Annotated in this window: 17 protein-coding genes and 1 tRNA gene; 7 read left to right on the top strand and 11 right to left on the bottom strand. The window is 63.7% G+C overall.

The window, feature by feature from the left end:
* Window position 1: 1 nt before the first annotated feature.
* From MHM88_RS16395 to MHM88_RS16405, 3 genes are all read right to left on the bottom strand, one after another.
* Window positions 2–76: transfer RNA gene (locus MHM88_RS16395), tRNA-Val, on the bottom strand.
* A gap of 13 nt (window positions 77–89) precedes the next feature.
* Complete coding sequence (locus MHM88_RS16400; RefSeq protein ID WP_239367567.1) at window positions 90–563, bottom strand: HU family DNA-binding protein; 474 nt, start codon at window positions 561–563, stop codon at window positions 90–92.
* Window positions 564–783: 220 nt separating this feature from the next.
* On the bottom strand, window positions 784–1,251 hold the full coding sequence (locus tag MHM88_RS16405; RefSeq protein ID WP_239367568.1) for an Lrp/AsnC family transcriptional regulator: 468 nt from the start codon (window positions 1,249–1,251) through the stop codon (window positions 784–786).
* A 123-nt stretch (window positions 1,252–1,374) separates the two neighbouring features.
* On the opposite strand from MHM88_RS16405, the gene MHM88_RS16410 reads away from it, so the two are divergent.
* A complete protein-coding gene (locus tag MHM88_RS16410; RefSeq protein ID WP_239367570.1) occupies window positions 1,375–2,424 on the top strand; it encodes a Glu/Leu/Phe/Val dehydrogenase in 1,050 nt (349 codons plus the stop codon).
* Window positions 2,425–2,850: 426 nt separating this feature from the next.
* Here the strand turns inward: MHM88_RS16410 and lon are convergent, their stop codons facing one another.
* The 3 genes from lon to tgt form a co-directional block, all read right to left on the bottom strand.
* Window positions 2,851–5,262 (bottom strand): endopeptidase La, encoded by a 2,412-nt coding sequence (gene lon / locus MHM88_RS16415; RefSeq protein ID WP_239367572.1) that lies wholly within the window; start codon window positions 5,260–5,262, stop codon window positions 2,851–2,853.
* Between the two features lie 312 nt (window positions 5,263–5,574).
* Window positions 5,575–6,675, bottom strand: a complete 1,101-nt coding sequence (locus MHM88_RS16420; protein ID WP_239367574.1) for an alkene reductase — start codon at window positions 6,673–6,675, stop codon at window positions 5,575–5,577.
* A gap of 295 nt (window positions 6,676–6,970) precedes the next feature.
* Entirely contained in the window at window positions 6,971–8,101 is a 1,131-nt protein-coding gene (gene tgt / locus MHM88_RS16425) for a tRNA guanosine(34) transglycosylase Tgt (RefSeq protein ID WP_239367576.1), read from the bottom strand.
* A 70-nt stretch (window positions 8,102–8,171) separates the two neighbouring features.
* Here tgt and rimK point away from each other — a divergent pair, with 70 nt between their 5' ends.
* The 6 genes from rimK (at window position 8,172) to tpiA (ending at window position 12,687) form a co-directional block, all read left to right on the top strand.
* Entirely contained in the window at window positions 8,172–9,587 is a 1,416-nt protein-coding gene (gene rimK, locus MHM88_RS16430; protein WP_239323430.1) for a 30S ribosomal protein S6--L-glutamate ligase, read from the top strand.
* 94 nt (window positions 9,588–9,681) lie between these two features.
* A complete protein-coding gene (locus tag MHM88_RS16435) occupies window positions 9,682–10,569 on the top strand; it encodes an SPFH domain-containing protein (protein ID WP_239323429.1) in 888 nt (295 codons plus the stop codon).
* A complete protein-coding gene (locus tag MHM88_RS16440) occupies window positions 10,569–10,841 on the top strand; it encodes an NfeD family protein (RefSeq protein ID WP_239323527.1) in 273 nt (90 codons plus the stop codon). Before MHM88_RS16435 ends, MHM88_RS16440 begins: the two co-directional genes overlap by 1 nt.
* Window positions 10,842–10,940: 99 nt before the next feature.
* On the top strand, window positions 10,941–11,303 hold the full coding sequence (locus tag MHM88_RS16445; RefSeq protein WP_239323428.1) for an SUF system Fe-S cluster assembly protein: 363 nt from the start codon (window positions 10,941–10,943) through the stop codon (window positions 11,301–11,303).
* Between the two features lie 144 nt (window positions 11,304–11,447).
* Entirely contained in the window at window positions 11,448–11,801 is a 354-nt protein-coding gene (locus MHM88_RS16450) for an iron-sulfur cluster assembly accessory protein (RefSeq protein WP_239323427.1), read from the top strand.
* 145 nt (window positions 11,802–11,946) lie between these two features.
* Window positions 11,947–12,687 (top strand): triose-phosphate isomerase, encoded by a 741-nt coding sequence (tpiA, locus tag MHM88_RS16455; protein ID WP_239367578.1) that lies wholly within the window; start codon window positions 11,947–11,949, stop codon window positions 12,685–12,687.
* A 157-nt stretch (window positions 12,688–12,844) separates the two neighbouring features.
* Here the strand turns inward: tpiA and MHM88_RS16460 are convergent, their stop codons facing one another.
* The 5 genes from MHM88_RS16460 to MHM88_RS16480 form a co-directional block, all read right to left on the bottom strand.
* Entirely contained in the window at window positions 12,845–14,221 is a 1,377-nt protein-coding gene (locus MHM88_RS16460) for a TRAP transporter large permease (protein WP_239367580.1), read from the bottom strand.
* Entirely contained in the window at window positions 14,221–14,898 is a 678-nt protein-coding gene (locus MHM88_RS16465) for a TRAP transporter small permease (RefSeq protein ID WP_239323424.1), read from the bottom strand. The genes MHM88_RS16460 and MHM88_RS16465 overlap by 1 nt, the downstream gene beginning before the upstream one ends.
* Before the next feature lie 169 nt (window positions 14,899–15,067).
* Window positions 15,068–16,072, bottom strand: a complete 1,005-nt coding sequence (locus tag MHM88_RS16470) for a DctP family TRAP transporter solute-binding subunit (RefSeq protein WP_239367582.1) — start codon at window positions 16,070–16,072, stop codon at window positions 15,068–15,070.
* A gap of 249 nt (window positions 16,073–16,321) precedes the next feature.
* The gene (locus MHM88_RS16475) at window positions 16,322–17,575 is read right to left on the bottom strand and encodes a sigma-54 dependent transcriptional regulator (protein ID WP_239323422.1); all 1,254 of its coding nucleotides are present in this window, start codon (window positions 17,573–17,575) and stop codon (window positions 16,322–16,324) included.
* Window positions 17,572–19,323, bottom strand: a complete 1,752-nt coding sequence (locus MHM88_RS16480) for an ATP-binding protein (protein WP_239367584.1) — start codon at window positions 19,321–19,323, stop codon at window positions 17,572–17,574. Before MHM88_RS16480 ends, MHM88_RS16475 begins: the two co-directional genes overlap by 4 nt.
* Window positions 19,324–19,340: the final 17 nt, after the last annotated feature.

The following is a 19,340-nucleotide window of genomic DNA, read 5'->3' on the forward strand; positions in this document are numbered from 1 at the left end:
ATGGTGGGTGATAAGAGATTTGAACTCCTGACATCTTCGATGTGAACGAAGCGCTCTACCACTGAGCTAATCACCCGTGAGGACGGCTTTTATCCCGAGCGATCTGCCTCTGCAAGAGGGTCTGATGCAGTTTTTTCCGCCGTATCGGGTTTTTCCGGCTGGATCCGTTTGCGGCGCAGCTTGCAGACATGCACGCGCCCGTTGGGATTGTCCTTGATGCGGGTCACCCGCAGCTTGCCCATCGGCTCCAGGTTCAGGGGCCGCTCGGCGCTGATCGCCTCGCCCAGCAGCGCCAGCATGGCCTCGATCACCGGCTTGGCGTCGCGTTTCTTGACCCCGCTGCGCTCCACGGCCTGCTCGATCAGCTCCTTCTTGCGCAGCTCGAGCGTCACCGAAGCACCCGCTGCCTCCGCCGCTGCGGGATCATTCCCCGCCGCCGGTGTCTCCTTCGGGTCCGCGGGCGCCGGACGCTGCCCGGGCGTCAGATGCGCTTCTGCCGGCTGCGGATCGCCAGAGGGTGTCGTGCCTGTTGCGCCTGTTGCGGGGGATTTCGAACGTGTCATGGGGCCTGTGGTCCTTCTGCTCGTTACATCTCCGGCGGCGCTGGCAGGCCGGGGCCTGTGGCCTGCCCCTGATCGCAGCCCGCCAGTCGCACGCTATGGGGCAAGCCTAGGGGCAGGAGCCACCGGGTTGCAAGCGCAGAGCCCATCCGTCCCCGGCACAATAACAAAATCCGGGCATTTCAAGACCATACCCCGCCACACCCCGGAACCGGCAGCGGGATCACCCGCGCGCCCCCCGATCCGGCAGCGCACTGCGCTGGACCATCGTGCGCAGTGTGAAGCTGGAGCGCGTATTGCGAATACCCGGCACGCACATCAGCCGGTTTTCCAGGAAATCGTCAAAATCGCTGAGACTGGCCGCCACCACCCGCAACAGAATATCCCGCGTGCCGGTCATCAGATAGCACTCCATGACCTGATCGAACTGCCGCACCGCCGCTTCGAACCTCTGCAAGGCCTCGCGGGACTGCCGTTCCAGCTCGACCGCCACAAAGATCGTCACCGGCAACCCCAGCCGAGTCTGATCGACCCGAGCGCCATAGCCGGAAATCACCCCGGACTTCTCCAGGTTGGCCACACGCCGCGCGCAGGGCGTCGGCGACAGCCCCACCACCTCCGACAGCTCCGCCATGGTCATACGCCCGTCGCGCTGCAATGCAGAAATGATCTTTCGATCCAGATTATCCACGATTTTCACCAATCTATGCCATTTGAATAGAGGATTCCTCTAAACACTACCCGCAAACCAGCGGCAATTGGAGTTTTTCTGCATGTCCCCCGGGCTACACTACCCCCAGTAGGAGGAGCAGCCATGACCTTGATTCCCAGCGACACCCATGACGCCATTCACCGGGTCGAAGACCCCGACAGCGGGCTTCTTGGCCTGATTGCCATTCATTCCACTCAACTCGGCCCGGCCGCCGGAGGGCTGCGCATGCGCCCCTACGACAGTTTCGAGGCCGCGCTGGAGGACGTCTCGCGGCTGTCGCTGGGCATGACCTACAAGAACGCCGCTGCCGGCCTGCCGCTGGGCGGCGGCAAGGCGGTGATCATCGCCGATCCCGCAACCCAGAAAACACCGGAGCTGCTGCGGGCCTTCGGCCGGGCGATCGAACGCCTGGACGGGCGCTACATCACCGCCGAGGACATGGGCATGACCCCGGAAGACATGGCGGTGATCGGCACGGAAACCCGCCATGTCGCCGGCCTGCCAGAAGGCGAATTTGCCAGCGGCGACCCCTCTCCGGTCACCGCGCGCGGGATTTTCAACGCGATCTGCTCCACCTGGGCGGCCCGCCACGGCAGCGGCGACCTGAACGGCTGCACCGTCAGCCTGCAGGGCCTCGGACATGTCGGCTGGCATCTGGCCGGCTTGCTGCATCAGGCGGGCGCAAAGCTGATCGTGACCGATGTGGATCCGGTGCGTGTCACCGCCGCGGTGCAGGCCTTTGATGCCCGCCCGGTGGCGCTTGATGACATCTACGGGGTCGAGGCGGACATCTTTGCCCCCTGCGCCATCGGCGGCATTCTCAACGCCGAAACCATCCCGCAGCTGAAAACCGCCATCGTCGCCGGCGGCGCCAACAACCAGCTGGCCACCCCGGCGGATGCCAAAGCGCTGCATGATCGCGGCATTCTCTATGCGCCGGACTTCGTGGCCAATGGCGGCGGGATCATCAACGTCGCCACCGAAATCCTGAAAATCTCCGACCGCGCGCACTTCGTCGACGACAAACTCGCCGCGCTCGATCAGACCTTGCGTCAGATCCTCGCCGACGCGCAGGCCAAGGACGTCAGCCCCGACACGGTCGCGATCAACACCGTGGACCGGATGATGGCGGCGCCGCAGGCGGCCGAATAACCCCGTCAGCGGGGAACAGGCCGACCGCCCCCTTCAGCTTTTTATAAATATCTCGGAGCGCGAGGCAGAGCCTCGCATCCCGTTGCCAGTAGAGCGCGCGCCCTGATCGGCGCGCGTTCATCTCTGTGTGGCAGACTGCCGGATGTCGCGACATGGCACCGGAGTTGACACCTCCGGACCGGGATTTGCCCCCAGAGATCACCTCTCAACCAAAGGTACAGGGGGTCCGATCTGAAGACGTTATCCGGATCACGCGCGGGACAGGCCCGCGTGGATCAAACCCGCCTGCCCTCCCGGCGGCGCCGCCATCTGGTGCAAAACCGCGAAACCTAAGGATCGCACCGCACCCAACCCTACGACGCCCTGCATAAAGAAAGGGCGCCCCGAACCGGGACGCCCTCCATCACACTCAATACGCGACGGTGCTTAGTGCGCCGTGGCGCCGCTGGCGTCGTCTCCGCCTTTCAGCGCGGCAGCGGCGGCGGCGGCCTCTTCGGCCTCCTCATCCCACTCGATCGCTTCGGGCTGGCGGACCAGCGCGTGCTTCAGCACCTCAGAGACGTGATCGACCGGGATGATGTCCAGCCCCTCTTTCACGTTGTCCGGGATCTCCGGCAGATCTTTCTCGTTCTCCTTGGGGATGAGAACGGTCTTGATGCCGCCACGCAGCGCCGCGAGCAGTTTTTCCTTCAGACCACCAATGGCCAGCGCATTGCCGCGCAGGGTGACCTCGCCGGTCATGGCGATGTCCTTGCGCACGGGAATGCCCGTCAGCACCGACACGATCGAGGTCACCATCGCCAGACCCGCCGAGGGGCCATCCTTGGGCGTTGCGCCTTCGGGGACGTGCACGTGGATGTCCCATTTGTCAAAGCGCGGCGGCTTGATGCCCAGACGCGGCGAGACGGAGCGCACGTATGAGCTTGCCGCCTCGATCGACTCCTTCATCACATCGCCCAGTTTACCGGTGGTCTTCATCCGGCCCTTGCCCGGCAGGCGCAGCGCCTCGATGGACAACAGCTCCCCCCCGACAGAGGTATAGGCCAGCCCGGTCACCACGCCGATCTGATCCTCCAGCTCGGCCAGACCGTAGCGATACTTCGCCACGCCGAGGAAATCGTCGAGATTGTCGGGCGTGACTTTCACGCTCTCGGTCTCTTTCTTGACGATGGAGGTCAGCGCCTTGCGGGCCACCTTGGCGATCTCGCGTTCGAGGTTCCGCACGCCTGCCTCGCGGGTGTAGGTGCGGATGATCTCGGTCAGCGCCTCGTCCGTCAGTTCGAACTCCTTGGCCTTGAGACCGTGGTTCTTCACCTGCTTGGAAATCAGGTGCTGCTTGGCGATCTCGCGCTTTTCGTCCTCGGTGTAGCCCGACAGCGGAATGATCTCCATCCGGTCCAGAAGCGGGCCCGGCATGTTGTAGCTGTTCGAGGTGGTCAGGAACATCACGTTCGAGAGGTCATATTCGACCTCCAGATAGTGGTCCACAAAGGTGCCGTTCTGTTCCGGATCAAGCACTTCGAGCATCGCCGAGGCCGGATCGCCCCGGAAGTCCTGCCCCATCTTGTCGATCTCATCCAAGAGGATCAGCGGGTTCGTGGTCTTGGCCTTTTTCAGCGCCTGAATGATCTTGCCCGGCATGGAGCCAATGTAGGTCCGGCGGTGGCCGCGGATCTCGGACTCGTCGCGCACGCCACCCAGAGAAATCCGGATGAACTCGCGGCCCGTCGCCTTGGCCACGGATTTGCCCAGCGAGGTCTTGCCCACGCCCGGAGGCCCCACGAGGCACAGGATCGGCCCCTTGAGTTTCTTCGACCGCTGCTGCACCGCGAGATATTCGACGATGCGTTCCTTGACCTTCTCCAGACCGTAGTGATCGGTATCCAGAATGTCCTGCGCGCGGCCCAGATCCTTTTTGACGCGGGATTTGGTGCCCCACGGGATCGAAAGCATCCAGTCGAGGTAGTTGCGCACAACCGTGGCCTCGGCCGACATCGGCGACATATTCTTGAGCTTCTTGATCTCGGCATCGGCCTTTTCACGGGCCTCTTTCGACAGCTTCGTGCCTTCGATCTTTTCTTCCAGCTCGGCAATTTCGCCGGCGCCATCCTCGCCGTCGCCCAGCTCCTTCTGAATGGCTTTCATCTGCTCATTCAGATAATACTCGCGCTGGGTCTTCTCCATCTGCGACTTGACGCGGGTCTTGATCTTTTTCTCGACCTGCAGCACCGACAGTTCGGACTGCATCAGCGCATAGACCTTCTCCAGCCGCTCGCTGACCGGCAGGGTTTCCAGCAGCTCCTGCTTGCGGTCCACCTCGATGCCGAGGTGACCCGCCACGAGGTCCGCCAGTTTGGCAGGCTCGGTGGTTTCACCGACGGCGGTCAGCGCCTCTTCGGGGATGTTTTTGCGCACCTTGGCATAGCGCTCGAACTCATCACCGACGGTGCGCAGCAGCGCCTCGGTGGTGGTCACATCGCCGGGCATTTCCGACAGCGCTTCGGCGCGGGCCTCAAAGAACGTGTCGTTGTCCAGAAACTCGGTGATCTTCACCCGCTGGTGGCCTTCGACCAGCACCTTCACGGTGCCGTCGGGCAGCTTCAGCAGTTGCAGCACATTGGCCAGCACGCCAGTGCGGTAGATACCATCCTGATCCGGATCGTCCTCGGACGGGTCGATCTGGCTGGACAAGAGAATCTGCTTGTCATCGGACATGACTTCTTCGAGGGCATGTACCGACTTCTCCCGGCCCACGAACAGCGGCACGATCATGTGGGGAAAGACCACGATGTCGCGCAGCGGCAGTACGGGGTAGGAGGAATTGAGAGGCTCTTGCATACTCGGTCCTTTTTCTTAGCAAGACGGCCAGGCCCCGTTTCACGGCAACCACGGTCGTCTCCTCACTCGGATTATTAATCTGGTCAGGCGGGTCGAGATATTCAACCGCCTTGCCTCAAACGTTGGCTGCCAGAATGACTCGTGCCTGACCTGACCACAAGGGCGCAAATGGTGAAACGGTGAGCAAAGACCTAACATCTTTGGTCGACGCCGCTCTGTCGCCATCAAGCGGGCGCAAATCGTTGTGGGTCCGCAGGCGGATTTCCCCGCCTGCGTTAATAAAGCTAAGGTGATCCGGCCAGAGGTCGAGCCCTATTCCGCCGCCTGCAGTTCCAGCGTCGGATAGTCGGTGAACCCTTCGTCACCGCCGCCATAAAAGGTCGCTTGATCGCCTTGTGCCAGCGGAGCGTCCGCCTGCAGGCGCGCCACAAGATCCGGGTTGGAGATGAAAGGCCGCCCAAAGGCCACCAGATCCACCGCGCCGCTTTCGGTTCGGGCCAGGGCCGTCTCGCGATCATAGCCGTTATTGGCCATATAGGTTCCGGTATAAAGCTGGCGCAGGGTCTCAAAATCGCCTTCGCGCGCGCCGCCGGTGTCGCCTTCGATCAGATGCAGATAGGCCAGATCATAGGTGTTCAGCCGTTCGATCACCGGGGTGTAATGGGCCACCGGATCGCTGTCGGAAACATCGTTAAAGCTGGCAAAGGGCGACAGCCGCACGCCGATCCGCCCCGGCTCCCAGACGGTGGCCAATGCATCCAGTACTTCAAACAGGAAACGCGCCCGGTTTTCTGCCGAGCCGCCGTAGGCATCACTGCGGGTGTTGACCCCATCCTTGAGGAATTGTTCCAGCAAGTAGCCATTGGCGGCATGCAGCTCAACGCCGTCAAAACCCGCCTCTTTGGCGTATTTTGCGGCCTGAACGTAATCCTCGATCACGCGCTGGATGCCTGCAACGGTCAGCGCCTCGGGCGTCGCGGTGGGTTCAAACCCGGCATGGGTAAAGGTCTGCGCCTCCGCCGCCTGATCGGTGGGGCCGACGGCCTTCACCCCCTCGGGCAGCAGCGAGTCATGGGTGATCCGCCCCACGTGCCACAGCTGGATCACAATCTTGCCGCCCTTGGCATGCACCGCATCAGTGACCTTGCGCCATGCGGCAGCCTGCGCGGCGGTGTGGATGCCGGGGGTCTGGATATACCCTTTGGCCTCGGCGCTGATCTGGCTGCCTTCGGTGATGATCAGACCGGCGCTGGCGCGTTGGGCATAGTATTCGACGTGACGGTCGAGCACCTCTCCGGTGCTGTCGTCGGCACGGTTGCGCGTCAGCGGCGCCATCACCACGCGATTTGTCAACTCAAGGGCACCGGCAGTGGTTGCGGCAAACAGGTTCTGGCTCACGGGTTTCTGGCTCACGGGGAGTATCCTTCGCTCAAAGTATCCAGCAACAGGAATGTTGCCCCACAAGAGCTGAGCACGCCCTCTGCGCCTTTCAACCCTCCAGCCACAAGAATGTTTCGGGGCGCAGAAACATTCCTGTGGTTCTGCCAGCGCCCCCAAAAGAATTTCGAAAAAAGACGATTACTATCAAAACGCTAAAGGGCCACCCCAAGAGGTGGCCCGGTTCTGTTCACAATAAAATGTGCTGCCGCATCACCATCAAGCCCGGCAGGACAGGCGGCGCCTTCCGCGCCGCGTGCCTCACAGGAGGTCACAGGGGTTCGATGTCACCTTGGGCACGCATGTCGTGAAAGGTCTTCTGCCAGGCGTCAAATGTGCCCGCCGCGATTGACTCGCGCATACCCGCCATGATGTCCTGAAAGTAATGCAGGTTGTGCCATGTCAGAAGCATGCCGGAGATCATCTCGTTCGACCGGAACACGTGGTGCAGATAGGCGCGCGAATAGTTGCTGCACGCCGGACAGCTGCAGTTTTCGTCCAGCGGGCGCGGGTCGTCCTGATGGCGGGCGTTCTTGATATTGACCACGCCATGACGGGTAAACGCCTGCCCGGTGCGACCCGAGCGCGAGGGCAGCACGCAATCCATCATGTCGATGCCCCGGGCCACCGCGCCGACGATGTCGTCGGGCTTGCCCACACCCATCAGGTAGCGCGGCTTGTCCACCGGCAGCATGTCGGGCGCATAGTCCAGGCAGCCAAACATCGCCTCTTGTCCTTCGCCCACCGCAAGGCCGCCCACGGCGTAGCCGTCAAAGCCGATCTTGGTGAGGGCTTCGGCGCTTTCTTCGCGGAAATCCTGTTCCAGACCACCCTGCTGGATGCCAAAGAGCGCATGGCCCGGCCGGTCGCCAAAAGCCTCCTTGGAGCGTTCCGCCCAGCGCATCGACAGGCGCATGCTCTCGGCGATGCGGTCGCGATCGGCGGGCAGCGCGGGGCATTCGTCAAAACACATCACGATGTCAGAGCCCAGCAGCGCCTGGATCTCCATCGAGCGTTCCGGCGTCAGCTCGTGCCGCGAGCCGTCGATGTGGGATTTGAAGGTCACGCCCTTTTCGGTGAGCTTGCGCAGCCCCGCCAGCGACATCACCTGAAAACCGCCCGAGTCCGTCAGGATCGGCCGGTCCCAGTTCATGAACTTGTGCAGCCCCCCCAGACGGTCGATCCGCTCGGCGGTGGGGCGCAGCATCAGATGGTAGGTGTTGCCCAAGAGGATGTCGGCGCCGGTGGCGCGCACGCTTTCGGGCATCATCGCCTTGACCGTCGCCGCAGTGCCAACAGGCATGAACGCCGGCGTGCGGATGTCGCCACGCGGTGTATGAATTACACCAGTGCGCGCCTTGCCATCCGTTGCTGTCATTTCAAAGTTGAAAAGCTCTGCCATCTCATGTTCCTGCGTCAGTCTGCGCACCGCCCTGGCGGTGATTCACCCCTAATGCCAAGGAGGCGCCCCCATGTCCACAGATGACCCGAACCAGAATCTGCGTCTCGGCTGGGAGGAATGGGTCAAATTGCCCGAACTCGGCCTGCCCGCCCTGCGCGCCAAGGTTGATACCGGCGCCCGGACCTCGGCGCTTCATGCCACCGACATCGAGACCTTCGGGCCATCGAAAGCGCCCAAGGTGCGCTTTACCGTGCATCCGATCCCGGGCCGGGACGATCTGCTGATCCCCTGTTCGGCCCAGCTGAAGGACCGGCGCGAGGTGACCTCCTCCAACGGGGATCGCGAGCTGCGCTGCGTAATCGAGACCACGCTGGAAATCGGCGGTGTCACCTGGCCGGTGGAGGTGACGCTGACCGACCGGCGCGGCATGGCGCTGCATATGCTGCTGGGGCGTCAGGCGCTGAGCGACAATATCTCCATCGTGCCCTCCGAACGCTATTGCCAGCCGGAGCTGGACTATTCCGTCTATGCCACCCCCGCGATCCGCAAGAAGGCGCCGAACCGGGCGCTGCGCATTGCCGTGCTGAGCCGCGAGGACAATTACTCCACCCGCCGCCTGGTCGAAGAGGGCGAGAAACGCGGCCATTCGGTCGAGGTGATCGACACCACCCGCTGCTACATGTCGATCAACTCGCTGTCGCCGGAGATCCACTATGACGGCAAGCGCCTGCCCCGCTATGATGCGGTGATCCCGCGCATCGGCGCCTCGATCACCCAATACGGCACCGCGCTGTTGCGCCAGTTCGAGACCATCGGCACCTATTGCGTCAACGGCAGCGCCGGCATCACCGCCAGCCGCGACAAGCTGCACGCGCATCAGATGCTGGCGCGTCACAAGATCGGCATGCCGCCCACCGCATTCGCCGCCTCGCCCAAGGACACGTCGGCGCTGATCGACATCGTCGGCGGCGCGCCCCTGATCGTGAAGCTATTGGAAAGCACGCAGGGCAAGGGCGTGGTGCTGGCGGAGACCAAGAAGGCGGCTGACTCCGTCATCACCGCCTTTCGTGGCCTCAAGGCCAACTTTCTGGTGCAGCAGTTCGTCAAGGAGGCCGCCGGCGTCGACATTCGCTGCCTTGTGATCGGCTCCAAGGTGGTGGCGGCGATGAAACGCTCCGGCGCGGAGGGCGATTTCCGCTCCAACCTGCATCTGGGCGGCAGCGCCGTGTCAGTGCGCATCACCAAGGAGGAACGCTCCACCGCGATCCGGGCCGCGCGCTGCTTTGGCCTTGGCGTGGCGGGGGTGGACCTGCTGCGCTCCGAATCCGGGCCCAAGGTGCTGGAGGTCAATTCCTCGCCGGGGCTGGAGGGGATCGAGAAAACCTCGAAAAAGGACATCGCGTCCCTGATCCACGACGAGATCGAGGCCAACGTGCGCCCCATGCCCCTGCGCAGCCGCAAGGCGCTGGGGGATGCCGCCGAATGACGGAAGGGGCGCCCGGCAGCGGCTTTCCCCTTGACCCGCCCCGGCCCAGCGGGGACGGTGCCTCCCAACATCATGTCATAGCCGGATTTTTCCCATGAACGAACAAGAGATCATCGACGCCCTCTCTGGCGGCTTGCTGTATATCCTCGGGGCGGTCTTCCTCGTCATCGTGATCTTCAAAGGGGTGCGCATCGTGCCCCAATCGGAGAAATTCGTGGTCGAACGCTTTGGCCGGCTGAAATCCGTGCTTGGGCCGGGCATCAACTTCATCGTGCCGTTTCTGGATGTTGTGCGCCACAAGGTCTCCATCCTCGAACGTCAGCTGCCCAACGCCAGCCAGGACGCGATCACCCGCGACAACGTGCTGGTGGAGATCGACACCTCGGTGTTCTACCGCATCCTCGAACCGGAAAAGACCGTCTACCGCATCCGCGATGTGGATGGGGCGATTTCCACCACCGTGGCGGGCATCGTGCGCGCCGAGATCGGCAAGATGGATCTGGACGAGGTGCAATCCAACCGCTCGCAGCTGATTGCCGAGATCAAGCACAGCGTCGAAAGCGCGGTGGATGATTGGGGCATCGAAGTGACCCGGGCCGAGATCCTCGATGTGAACCTCGACCAGGCCACCCGCGACGCGATGCTGCAACAGCTCAATGCCGAACGCGCCCGCCGCGCCCAGGTCACCGAGGCCGAGGGCAAGAAACGCGCGGTGGAGCTCTCTGCCGATGCGGAGCTCTATGCCGCCGAGCAGACCGCCAAGGCCCGCCGCATCCAGGCCGAGGCCGAGGCCTTTGCCACCGAGGTCGTCGCCAAGGCGATCGCCGACAACGGCCTGTCGGCGGCGCAGTATCAGGTGGCGCTGAAACAGGTCGAGGCGCTCAATGCCCTTGGCAACGGCGACGGCAAGCAGACCATCATCGTGCCCGCCCAGGCGATCGAGGCCTTTGGCGATGCCTTCAAGATGCTGAAGGGCAAATGATGGGCGCGCTCTGGTCACTGTGGTGGATCTGGGGCGCCTTTGCGCTGCTGCTGGGGATTGCCGAGATCCTGCTGCCGGGGTTCATCTTCCTCGGCTTTGCCATCGGCGCCACCTGCGTGGCGGTGCTTCTGCTGATGACGCTGAAGGTGTCGCTGCCGCTGTTGCTGCTGATCTTTGCCGCCCTGTCGCTGGCGGCCTGGCTGATCCTGAAACGCCTGTTTGCCCTGCCCAAGGGCCAGGTCAAGACCTTCGACACCGACATCAACGACTGAACCGCAAGGCGGGTGATCTGACCGCCGCGGCGGCACGCCCACTGGACCCCGCCTGCCATGTTTCCTATATAAACCGTCAGATAACTGACCGAGGCTTGAATGACCGACGCATCCGAACCGCTTGAAGGCGCCCCCCTGATCGCGCCCTCCTCCGTGTCCCATCCGCTCTACGAGCCGGTGGTCGATGCCTGCCGCACCGTCTATGACCCGGAAATCCCGGTGAACATCTACGAGTTGGGGCTGATCTACACCGTTGAAATTTCGGATGAAAACGACGTGAAGATCATTATGACCCTGACCGCCCCCGGCTGTCCGGTGGCGGGTGAAATGCCCGGCTGGATCGTCGATGCGATTTCTCCGGTGCCCGGGGTCAAGAGCGTCGATGTGGAAATGACCTGGGAGCCGCCCTGGGGCATGGACATGATGTCGGACGAGGCCCGGCTGGAACTGGGCTTTATGTAACGGCGCCCTGTGCGCCCTGTGCGGTCGCGGCATCGTGATCGCACGCCCCCCGCCCGGCCCCGACCACGGCCTGCCGGTGGTCGCCCCTTGATGCGCCGCCTCGCCCCCCCTAGGTTACAGGGTAACAGAAAACGGAGCCTTCCCATGTTCGCCATTCCCGGCAAGCAAGCTGTCACCATGACCCCCCGCGCCGCCGCGCAGATCTCCAGACTGATGGAGAAGGCGGGCCATGCCGGTCTGCGCATCGGCATCAAGAAAGGCGGCTGTGCGGGCATGGAATACACCATGGAATATGTCGATGCCGCCGACCCCAATGACGAGGTGGTGGAACAGGACGGCGCGCGGGTGCTGATTGCGCCGATGGCGCAGATGTTCCTGTTCGGCACCGAGATCGACTATGAGACCACGCTGTTGGAGTCGAGCTTCAAGTTCAACAACCCCAACGTCGCTGAGGCCTGCGGCTGCGGTGAATCGATCAGCTTCAAGGTGGGCGAGTAACCCCGCACATCCCGTATCGTCCGGATCAGAGGGGTGGCCATGCGCCGCCCTTTTTTGCTGTCCGGTGCGGCGGCGATTGCCCGCCTCGCGCCCCGGTGCTACCACCTGTGGTGACGATATTATGTAACAACACATGGGGGGCGACATGGCGCGCAAACTCGCGGCAGGCAACTGGAAGATGAACGGCACCGGCGACAACCTGGCAGAGCTGGAAGCGCTGGCCGAGGCGGACCTGCCCCAAGGGGTCGAGGTGCTGATCTGCCCGCCCGCCACGCTGCTCTCGCGCGCGGCGGCGCTGGCCGGTGCGGTCCGCCTTGGCGGCCAGGACTGCCACACGGAGACCTCCGGCGCCCATACCGGCGACATCAGCGCTCCGATGCTCCGCGACGCAGGCGCCAGCTACGTGATCCTCGGCCACTCCGAACGCCGCAGCGACCATGGCGAGAGCGACGAGGTGGTGCGGGCCAAGACCGAAGCCGCCTTTGCCGCCGATCTGACCGCCGTGGTCTGCGTCGGGGAAACGCTGGAGGACCGCGAGGCCGGCTCCACCCTGCAGGTGGTCTGCATGCAGCTGGCCGGCTCCCTGCCCGACAGCGTCACCGCCGACAATACCGTGGTGGCCTACGAGCCGGTCTGGGCGATCGGCACCGGCAAGGTGCCGACCCCAGATCAGATCGCCGAGGTGCATGATGCCCTGCGCGACGCGCTGACCCAGCGCTACGGCGATGCCGGCACCGACATCCCGCTGCTCTATGGCGGCTCGGTGAAACCGGGCAATGCGGCAGAGATCTTTGCGGTCTCCAACGTCGACGGGGCCCTGGTCGGCGGCGCAAGCCTGAAAGCTGCGGATTTCAAGCCGATCATCGCCGCGCTTGGCGCCAGCTGAGCTGGCCCTGTTTCATCTTTTCCCAAATATCTCGGGGTGAATTGGCCGCCAGGCCAAGAGGGGCAGCGCCCCTGACACCAGCAAAAAAGCAAAGCGCCCGGGGAGGACACTCCCCGGGCGCTTTTCCGTTTTTCAGACATCTTTTTCAGACATCGGATCAGTTGGTTATGATCTCCGGCCCCATGATCGCATTTGGCAGCACCGTCGACAGCCAGGGGATATAGGTGATCATGATCAGGAATACGAAGAGCACCGCAAGGAACGGCAGCGCTGCCCGCACCACGCCCATCATCGGCATGCCCGCCACGCCCGAGGTGACAAAGAGGTTCAGCCCCACCGGCGGTGTAATCATGCCGATCTCCATGTTCACCACCATGATGATGCCCAGATGGATCGGATCAATGCCCAGCTCGATGGCGATCGGGAACACCAGCGGCGCCACGATCACCAGAAGCCCCGAGGGTTCCATGAACTGGCCCCCGATCAGCAGGATCACATTGACCACAATCAGGAACATCACCGGACCAAAGCCCGCCGACAGCATCGCATTGGCGATATGCTGCGGCACCTGCTCGTCGGTCAGCACGTGCTTCAGGATCAGCGCGTTGGCGATCACGAACAAGAGCGTCACGGTCAGCTTGCCGGCCTCGAACAGCGTGTGTTTGGTGTCGGGATGCACAAAGGCGGTGACCAGCGCCTGCGGCATCTTCAGGAGCGAGGTCTTGGCCGCGCCCTCGCCGTTCGACAGCGGCCCCATGTCCTTGTAGACAAAACAGGCGATCAGGAAGGCATAGACCGCCGCCACCGCCGCCGCTTCGGTCGGGGTGAAAATGCCGCCATAGATGCCGCCGAGGATGATGACGATCAGGAACAGGCCCCAGCCGGCCTCGCGGGCAGAGGCAAAGACCTCGCCCCAGCCGTTCCAGTCGCCCTTGGGCAGGTTCTTGACCTTGGCCATCACATAGATGGTCACCATCAGCATCAGCCCCGCCATCAGGCCCGGAATGACACCGGCAAGGAACATCCGACCGACCGAAACCTCGACCGCCGCCGCATAGACCACCATCACGATGGAGGGCGGGATCAGGATGCCGAGCGTGCCGGCGTTACAGATCACCCCGGCGGCGAACTCCTTGGAATAGCCCACCTGGCGCATGCCCGCGATCACGATCGAGCCGATCGCCACAACGGTGGCCGGCGAAGACCCAGATAGCGCCGCAAACAGCATACAGGCAAAGACGCCTGCAATGGCCAGACCGCCCGGCAGGTGACCGACGCAGGCGATGGAGAAACGGATGATCCGCCGCGCCACGCCGCCCGTGGTCATGAAACTGGAGGCCAGGATGAAGAAGGGGATCGCCAGCAGGGTGAAATGCCCCTCGAAAGCCTGGAACAGCGTGCCCGCCACCGAGGCCAGAGAGCTGTCGGAATAAAACAGCAGGAAAAGGGTCGAGGACAGCCCCAGCGACACCGCGATCGGCACCCCGATCAGCAGCAGACCAATGACCAGTGCAAAAAGAAGGACAACTTCCATCAGTCATGCTCTCCCTGTTGAGCGCGAACCGCTTCGAGTTCGTCTTCGACTTCGTGACTTGCAACCAGGCGATCCGCCTGCCCGCGCAGGATTTGCAGCGCCGCCTGGAAAAACCGCAGCACCAGCAACAGCATCGACAGCGGCAGCACCAGATAGGGCACCACCTTGGGCAGTTTCTCGTAGGATTCGCCGTAGTTGATGAGATCCTCAAGGAACCGCAGCACCCCGATCATCGGCACGTCCTGCACCTCGTAAAAGCTCTGGCTGCGCGCGCCGGTGTCAAACCCGGTGGGGAACCAGCGGCCCGAGGTCGGCGGCAGGTCGGCAAACACCGCCCAGTAGTCATAGGCCCCCTTCAGCATCAGCAGCGAAAACACGATGCAGGCGGTCGCGGCAATCAGGCCCAGCGTGCGACGGGCGCTTGCCGGCAGCATGTTGACGATGGCGTCGACCCCCAGATGCGCATGCACCTTGACCGCATAGGACGCGCCCAGCAGCACCAGCCAGGCAAAGAGGAACACGGTGACCTCCAGCGCCCAGAGGATATTGGAATTGAACACATAGCGCGCGATCACATTGGCAAAGGTCAGGAGTGTCATGAACCCCAGGAGCAGCGCGATCAGCGTCTCTTCAAGCGAATGGATGAACCCCGTTGGGCCGGTTCTTGCCCCCGACATGGTCGTCTCCCCAGTTTTTTTGAAAAAAGGGGCGGCAGGAAAATCACTGCCGCCAGTGTGACGGAGCGCCCGGTGGTGCGCGCTCTCGTCGATGTCTCGGACCTGACCGCCGCGGGGTCCGGGGCCGTATCGCGGGCCCCGGAGCGTGGCAGCGGATCAGGCGGGCGGATTACAGCCCGGCGTTGATGGATTGCGCCGCGTCGATCATGTCCTGACCCACGTCACCGGCGAATTGCTCCCACACCGGTTTCATCACGTCGACCCAGGCCTGACGCTGTTCCGGGCTCAACTGACGCACGGTGCCGCCGGCCTCGACGATCGCCTGTTTGGCTTCGTTGTTGACCTTGGTGGATTCGGCGTTCCGGGTTGCGGTGACTTCATCCATGATGGTCATGAACTGGTCGCGCACTTCGGGATCGAGGCTGTCGAGCCAGTCGACAGAGGCCACAACCAGATAGTCCAGCACCCCGTGGTTGGTTTCGGTCACACCGTCCTGCACCTCGAAGAATTTCTTGCCGTAGATGTTGGACCAGGTGTTTTCCTGACCGTCCACAACACCCTGCTGCAGCGCGCCATAGACCTCGGAAAACGCCATTTTCTGCGGGCTGCCGCCGATCGCTTCCATCTGCGCAACCAGCACGTCAGAGGACTGCACGCGGAACTTCAGACCATTGGCATCTTCGGGCAGCAATAGCGGCTTGTTGGCCGACATCTGCTTCATGCCATTGTGCCAGTAACCCAGACCTTGCAGACCACGGCGCTGCATGCTGTCGAGCATCGCCTGACCGTTTTCAGAAGCCTGGAACGCGTCCACGGCGTCGATGTTCTTGAACATGAACGGCAGGTCGAAGAGGCGGAACTGCTTGGTGAATTTCTCGAACTTCGACAGGGACGGCGCGGCCAGCTGCACGTCGCCCTGGAGCATCGCCTCCAGCACCTTGTTATCGTCATAGAGCGTGGAGTTCGGATAGACCACCATGCACATGGTGCCGTCCATTTCCTCGTTCACGCGCTTTTCCAGCAACGAGGCCGCGATCCCCTTGGGGTGCTTGTCGGTGTTGGTCACATGGCTGAACTTGACGACGATCTCTCCATCATCACAGGCATCCGCCTGGGCCACGCCAGCGGTCACGGTCAGCGCCATTGCGGTGGCGGCAGCAGTCAGGAACTTCATGGTGATCCTCCCTAAGAATCCTAATTTGTCCTCCAACCCCGAAACAGCGCCCGGGGCTTGGCAGGTAGAATTGGCAATGGGGGAGACAGGCTCAAGCGATGATTCGAGAATCGATCAAACAAACCGTTTTTTTGTTTCTTATCTTGCGGTTATTCCAGGTTCTTTGCATTACGCACACGGCCGTGCGGCGCGGCTGTGCGAAATCCCGCACATGGGGTGCCGGGCATTGTGCGAAAAACCGCACATCTGTTAGCGCCGGTAATCCTCGGGGCGAATCCCATAGCGCGTGAGCTTGTCATAGAAGGTCTTGCGCGGCAGCTTCAGCGCCTCGGCGGCGGCAGAGGCCTTGCCGTTCTGCCGGCCCAGCGCGGCGATCAGCAGCGAGCGCTCCACCTGTGCCATCTGCTCTGCCAGCCCCAGATCGGCAGCCTCGGAGACCTCTTCCGGCATGCCAAGGACAAAGCGCATCGCCGCCGACATCAGCGAGCGCGCATTGCCGGGCCAATCCTGCGCCATCAGACCGGCGAGGGTGTCGGCGCTGATTTCCGGCGCCTCGATCCCGGCCTGTTCGGCGGCCTGGCTCACATAGTGGCGAAACAGCACCGGAATGTCGTCGCGCCGCTCCGCCAGCGCGGGGATGCGCACCCGCATCACATCGAGCCGGTAGAACAGGTCGGCGTTGAATTTTCCCGCCGCAACAAGATCGGCCAGATCGGCGGAGGAGCCGCCGATGATGCGCACCTCCGGGCCCTGCTCCAGCCGCTCCAGCACCGCAAATTGCGTCGCCTCGGGCATCGCCGACAGCTCGTCCAGGAACAGCGATCCCCCTTCGGCGCGGTGGCACAGCTCCTCGAACGCCTCGGGCGTGAGACCGGCGGCGGGACGTTTGACAAAGGCCCCCTGCCCGCGACGCGACATCAGATGCACCACTTCGGCCACCTTGGGAATGCCGCTGCCCGGCGGGCCGGAGACCAGCACCTCCGCCTCGGTCGGCGCGACAGAGCGCACCCGCGCCCGCAGCTCCTGCGCCTGCGGAGAGGAGCCGAACAGCATCCGCGCCGCCGGATCGCCGCTTTCGAGCTGGGTTTGCAGGCGGCGGTTTTCCAGCACCAGCGCCCGGGTCTTCAGCGCCCGTTCCAGCACCGCCAGCAGCGTCGCCGCCTCGCAGGGTTTTTCGAGGAAATCAAACGCCCCTTCGGACATCGCCTTGACCGCCATCGGGATGTCGCCCTCGCCGGTCAGCAGCACCACGGGCAGCTCCGCATCCACCCCCTGGGCGTAGTCCAGCAGGTGGAACCCGTCGCGCCCCGGCATGCGCATGTCCGACAGGATCACCCCGTCGAAATCGGCGGTGATGTGATCCTTGGCGGCCACAAACGACCCCGCCGTCATGGTGTCCAGATCAGCCAGTTCCAGCGTCTGGCCCAGCGCCTCGCGCACGGCGGCGTCGTCATCCACCAGCAGGACCTTGCGCGTGGGCAGCGGTGACAGGGAGCGCATCATGCGGCGGTTTCCTCTTTCCAGTAGTCCAGTTCGACCGTGAACAGGGCGCCATGTTCGGTATTGGTGCCCCGGATATTGCCGCCAAAGCTTTGCACCAGACCGTAGGAAATGGACAGCCCCAGCCCCATGCCTTCGGAACTGCCCACCGCCTTGGTCGAGTAGAACGGCTCAAACACCTTTTCGGGCTGCTTCAGACCGGGGCCGATGTCCTGCACGGTCACCGTCAGCCGATTGCCCGCGTTGACGACGATCCGAACCAGGCGGTCGTCCTGTCCCATCATCGCATCCACCGCATTGTTGATCAGGTTCACAAACACCTGCGTCAGACGTACCTCGCCGCCGCGCACCCAGATCGCGCCCGCCTCGGGCGGTTGCCAGTCAAGCGTCACGTCATGGTCGCGCAGGCGGGTTTCAGTCAGCTCCACCGCCGCGGTGATCACCTGCACCAGGTCGACCCGGCCCACCGGCTCGCTCTCGTTGCGGGCAAAGGCGCGCAGGTTCTTGATGATCCGGGCCATCCGCGCCGACATCTGCGCAATGCGGGTGAGGTTCTCGCCCGCGCGTTCGGCCTTGCCGCGCTCCAGAAAGGCCTGACCGTTCTCGGCAAACTGCTGGATCGCCATCAAGGGCTGGTTCAGCTCGTGGCTGATCCCTGCCGACATCTGCCCCAGCGCCGAGAGTTTATCAGCCTGCACCAGTTCGGCCTGCGCCTGTTTCAGTGCCGCTTCCGCCTCCTTGCGCTCGCGCACCTCGCGGCGCAGCTGGACGTTGGCCTCCGACAGGGCACGGGTGCGGGTGTCGACGCGCTGCTCCAGCTCCGCATTGGCGGCGGCCAGGGTCCGGCGGCGCTCTGCCACCAGGAACAGGATGGTGCCGAACGCCAGCCCCACCGCCGCCATTGCCATGGTCTGTAGCGCCGCCAGCCGCCGCGCCGGGGCAATGTCCACCAGGATCTCGCCCTGCATGTCGATCGCCGGCAGGTCGATGCCCAGATGCAGCGCCTGGTTGGGCAGATAGGGGCTCCAGCGTTGCTGCCAGATCTCGTGCGATCCGATGTGACGCACCCGCAGCGGCTGCGGCGCACCCGACGCCGCGCGCAACCCCGGGCGGGTGCTCTCGCGCTGCCAGAACAGCAGTTCGGAGTGGTTCGACATGAACACCTGCCCGTCGCGGATGGTGAAATAGACCGCCGGCAAGGAGCCGCGCCAGGTCTGCTCCACCAGCTCGATATCCGCCGCCACCACCAGGGTGCCGCGCACCCGGCCATCGGGGCCGAAATCCGGCGCGGCAAAGAAATAGACCCGCCGGTCGCTGCCCGCCAGCACCCGGGCCTCGGTGCCCATGGCGCCCTGCATGGCGCGGCGGAAATAGTCACTGGTGGCCACGCTGGGGCTGGTGACCCCTTCGGCGGCGGCCAGCACCTGTCCCTGCGCATCCGCATAGAACACGTCGAGCGCACCGGTCTTGTCCGCCACCCCGCGCAGCAGCGCCTGGGCGGCGCGCCGGCCCACCGGCTCATCCAGCCGCCGCAGCGCCGGATGGGTCGCCACCAGCACCGCCTGTTCGCGGTAGATCTGCAATTGCGTGCTAACCCGGTCGGAGGCCAGCGCCAGATCGGAGGCGCTGCGCTCCGCCAGGGCGGTCAGTGCCTGCCGGTAGCCCGAGGACCAGACCGCAGCCGATAGCAGCGCAATGGCGATGGCAACGCCCAGGATCAGGGCCAGACGGGGGTGACGTGTTTTCAACATTGCGCCACAGTAGCAAA

Source organism: Epibacterium sp. MM17-32, assembly GCF_022348205.1.
Lineage (GTDB): Bacteria > Pseudomonadota > Alphaproteobacteria > Rhodobacterales > Rhodobacteraceae > Epibacterium.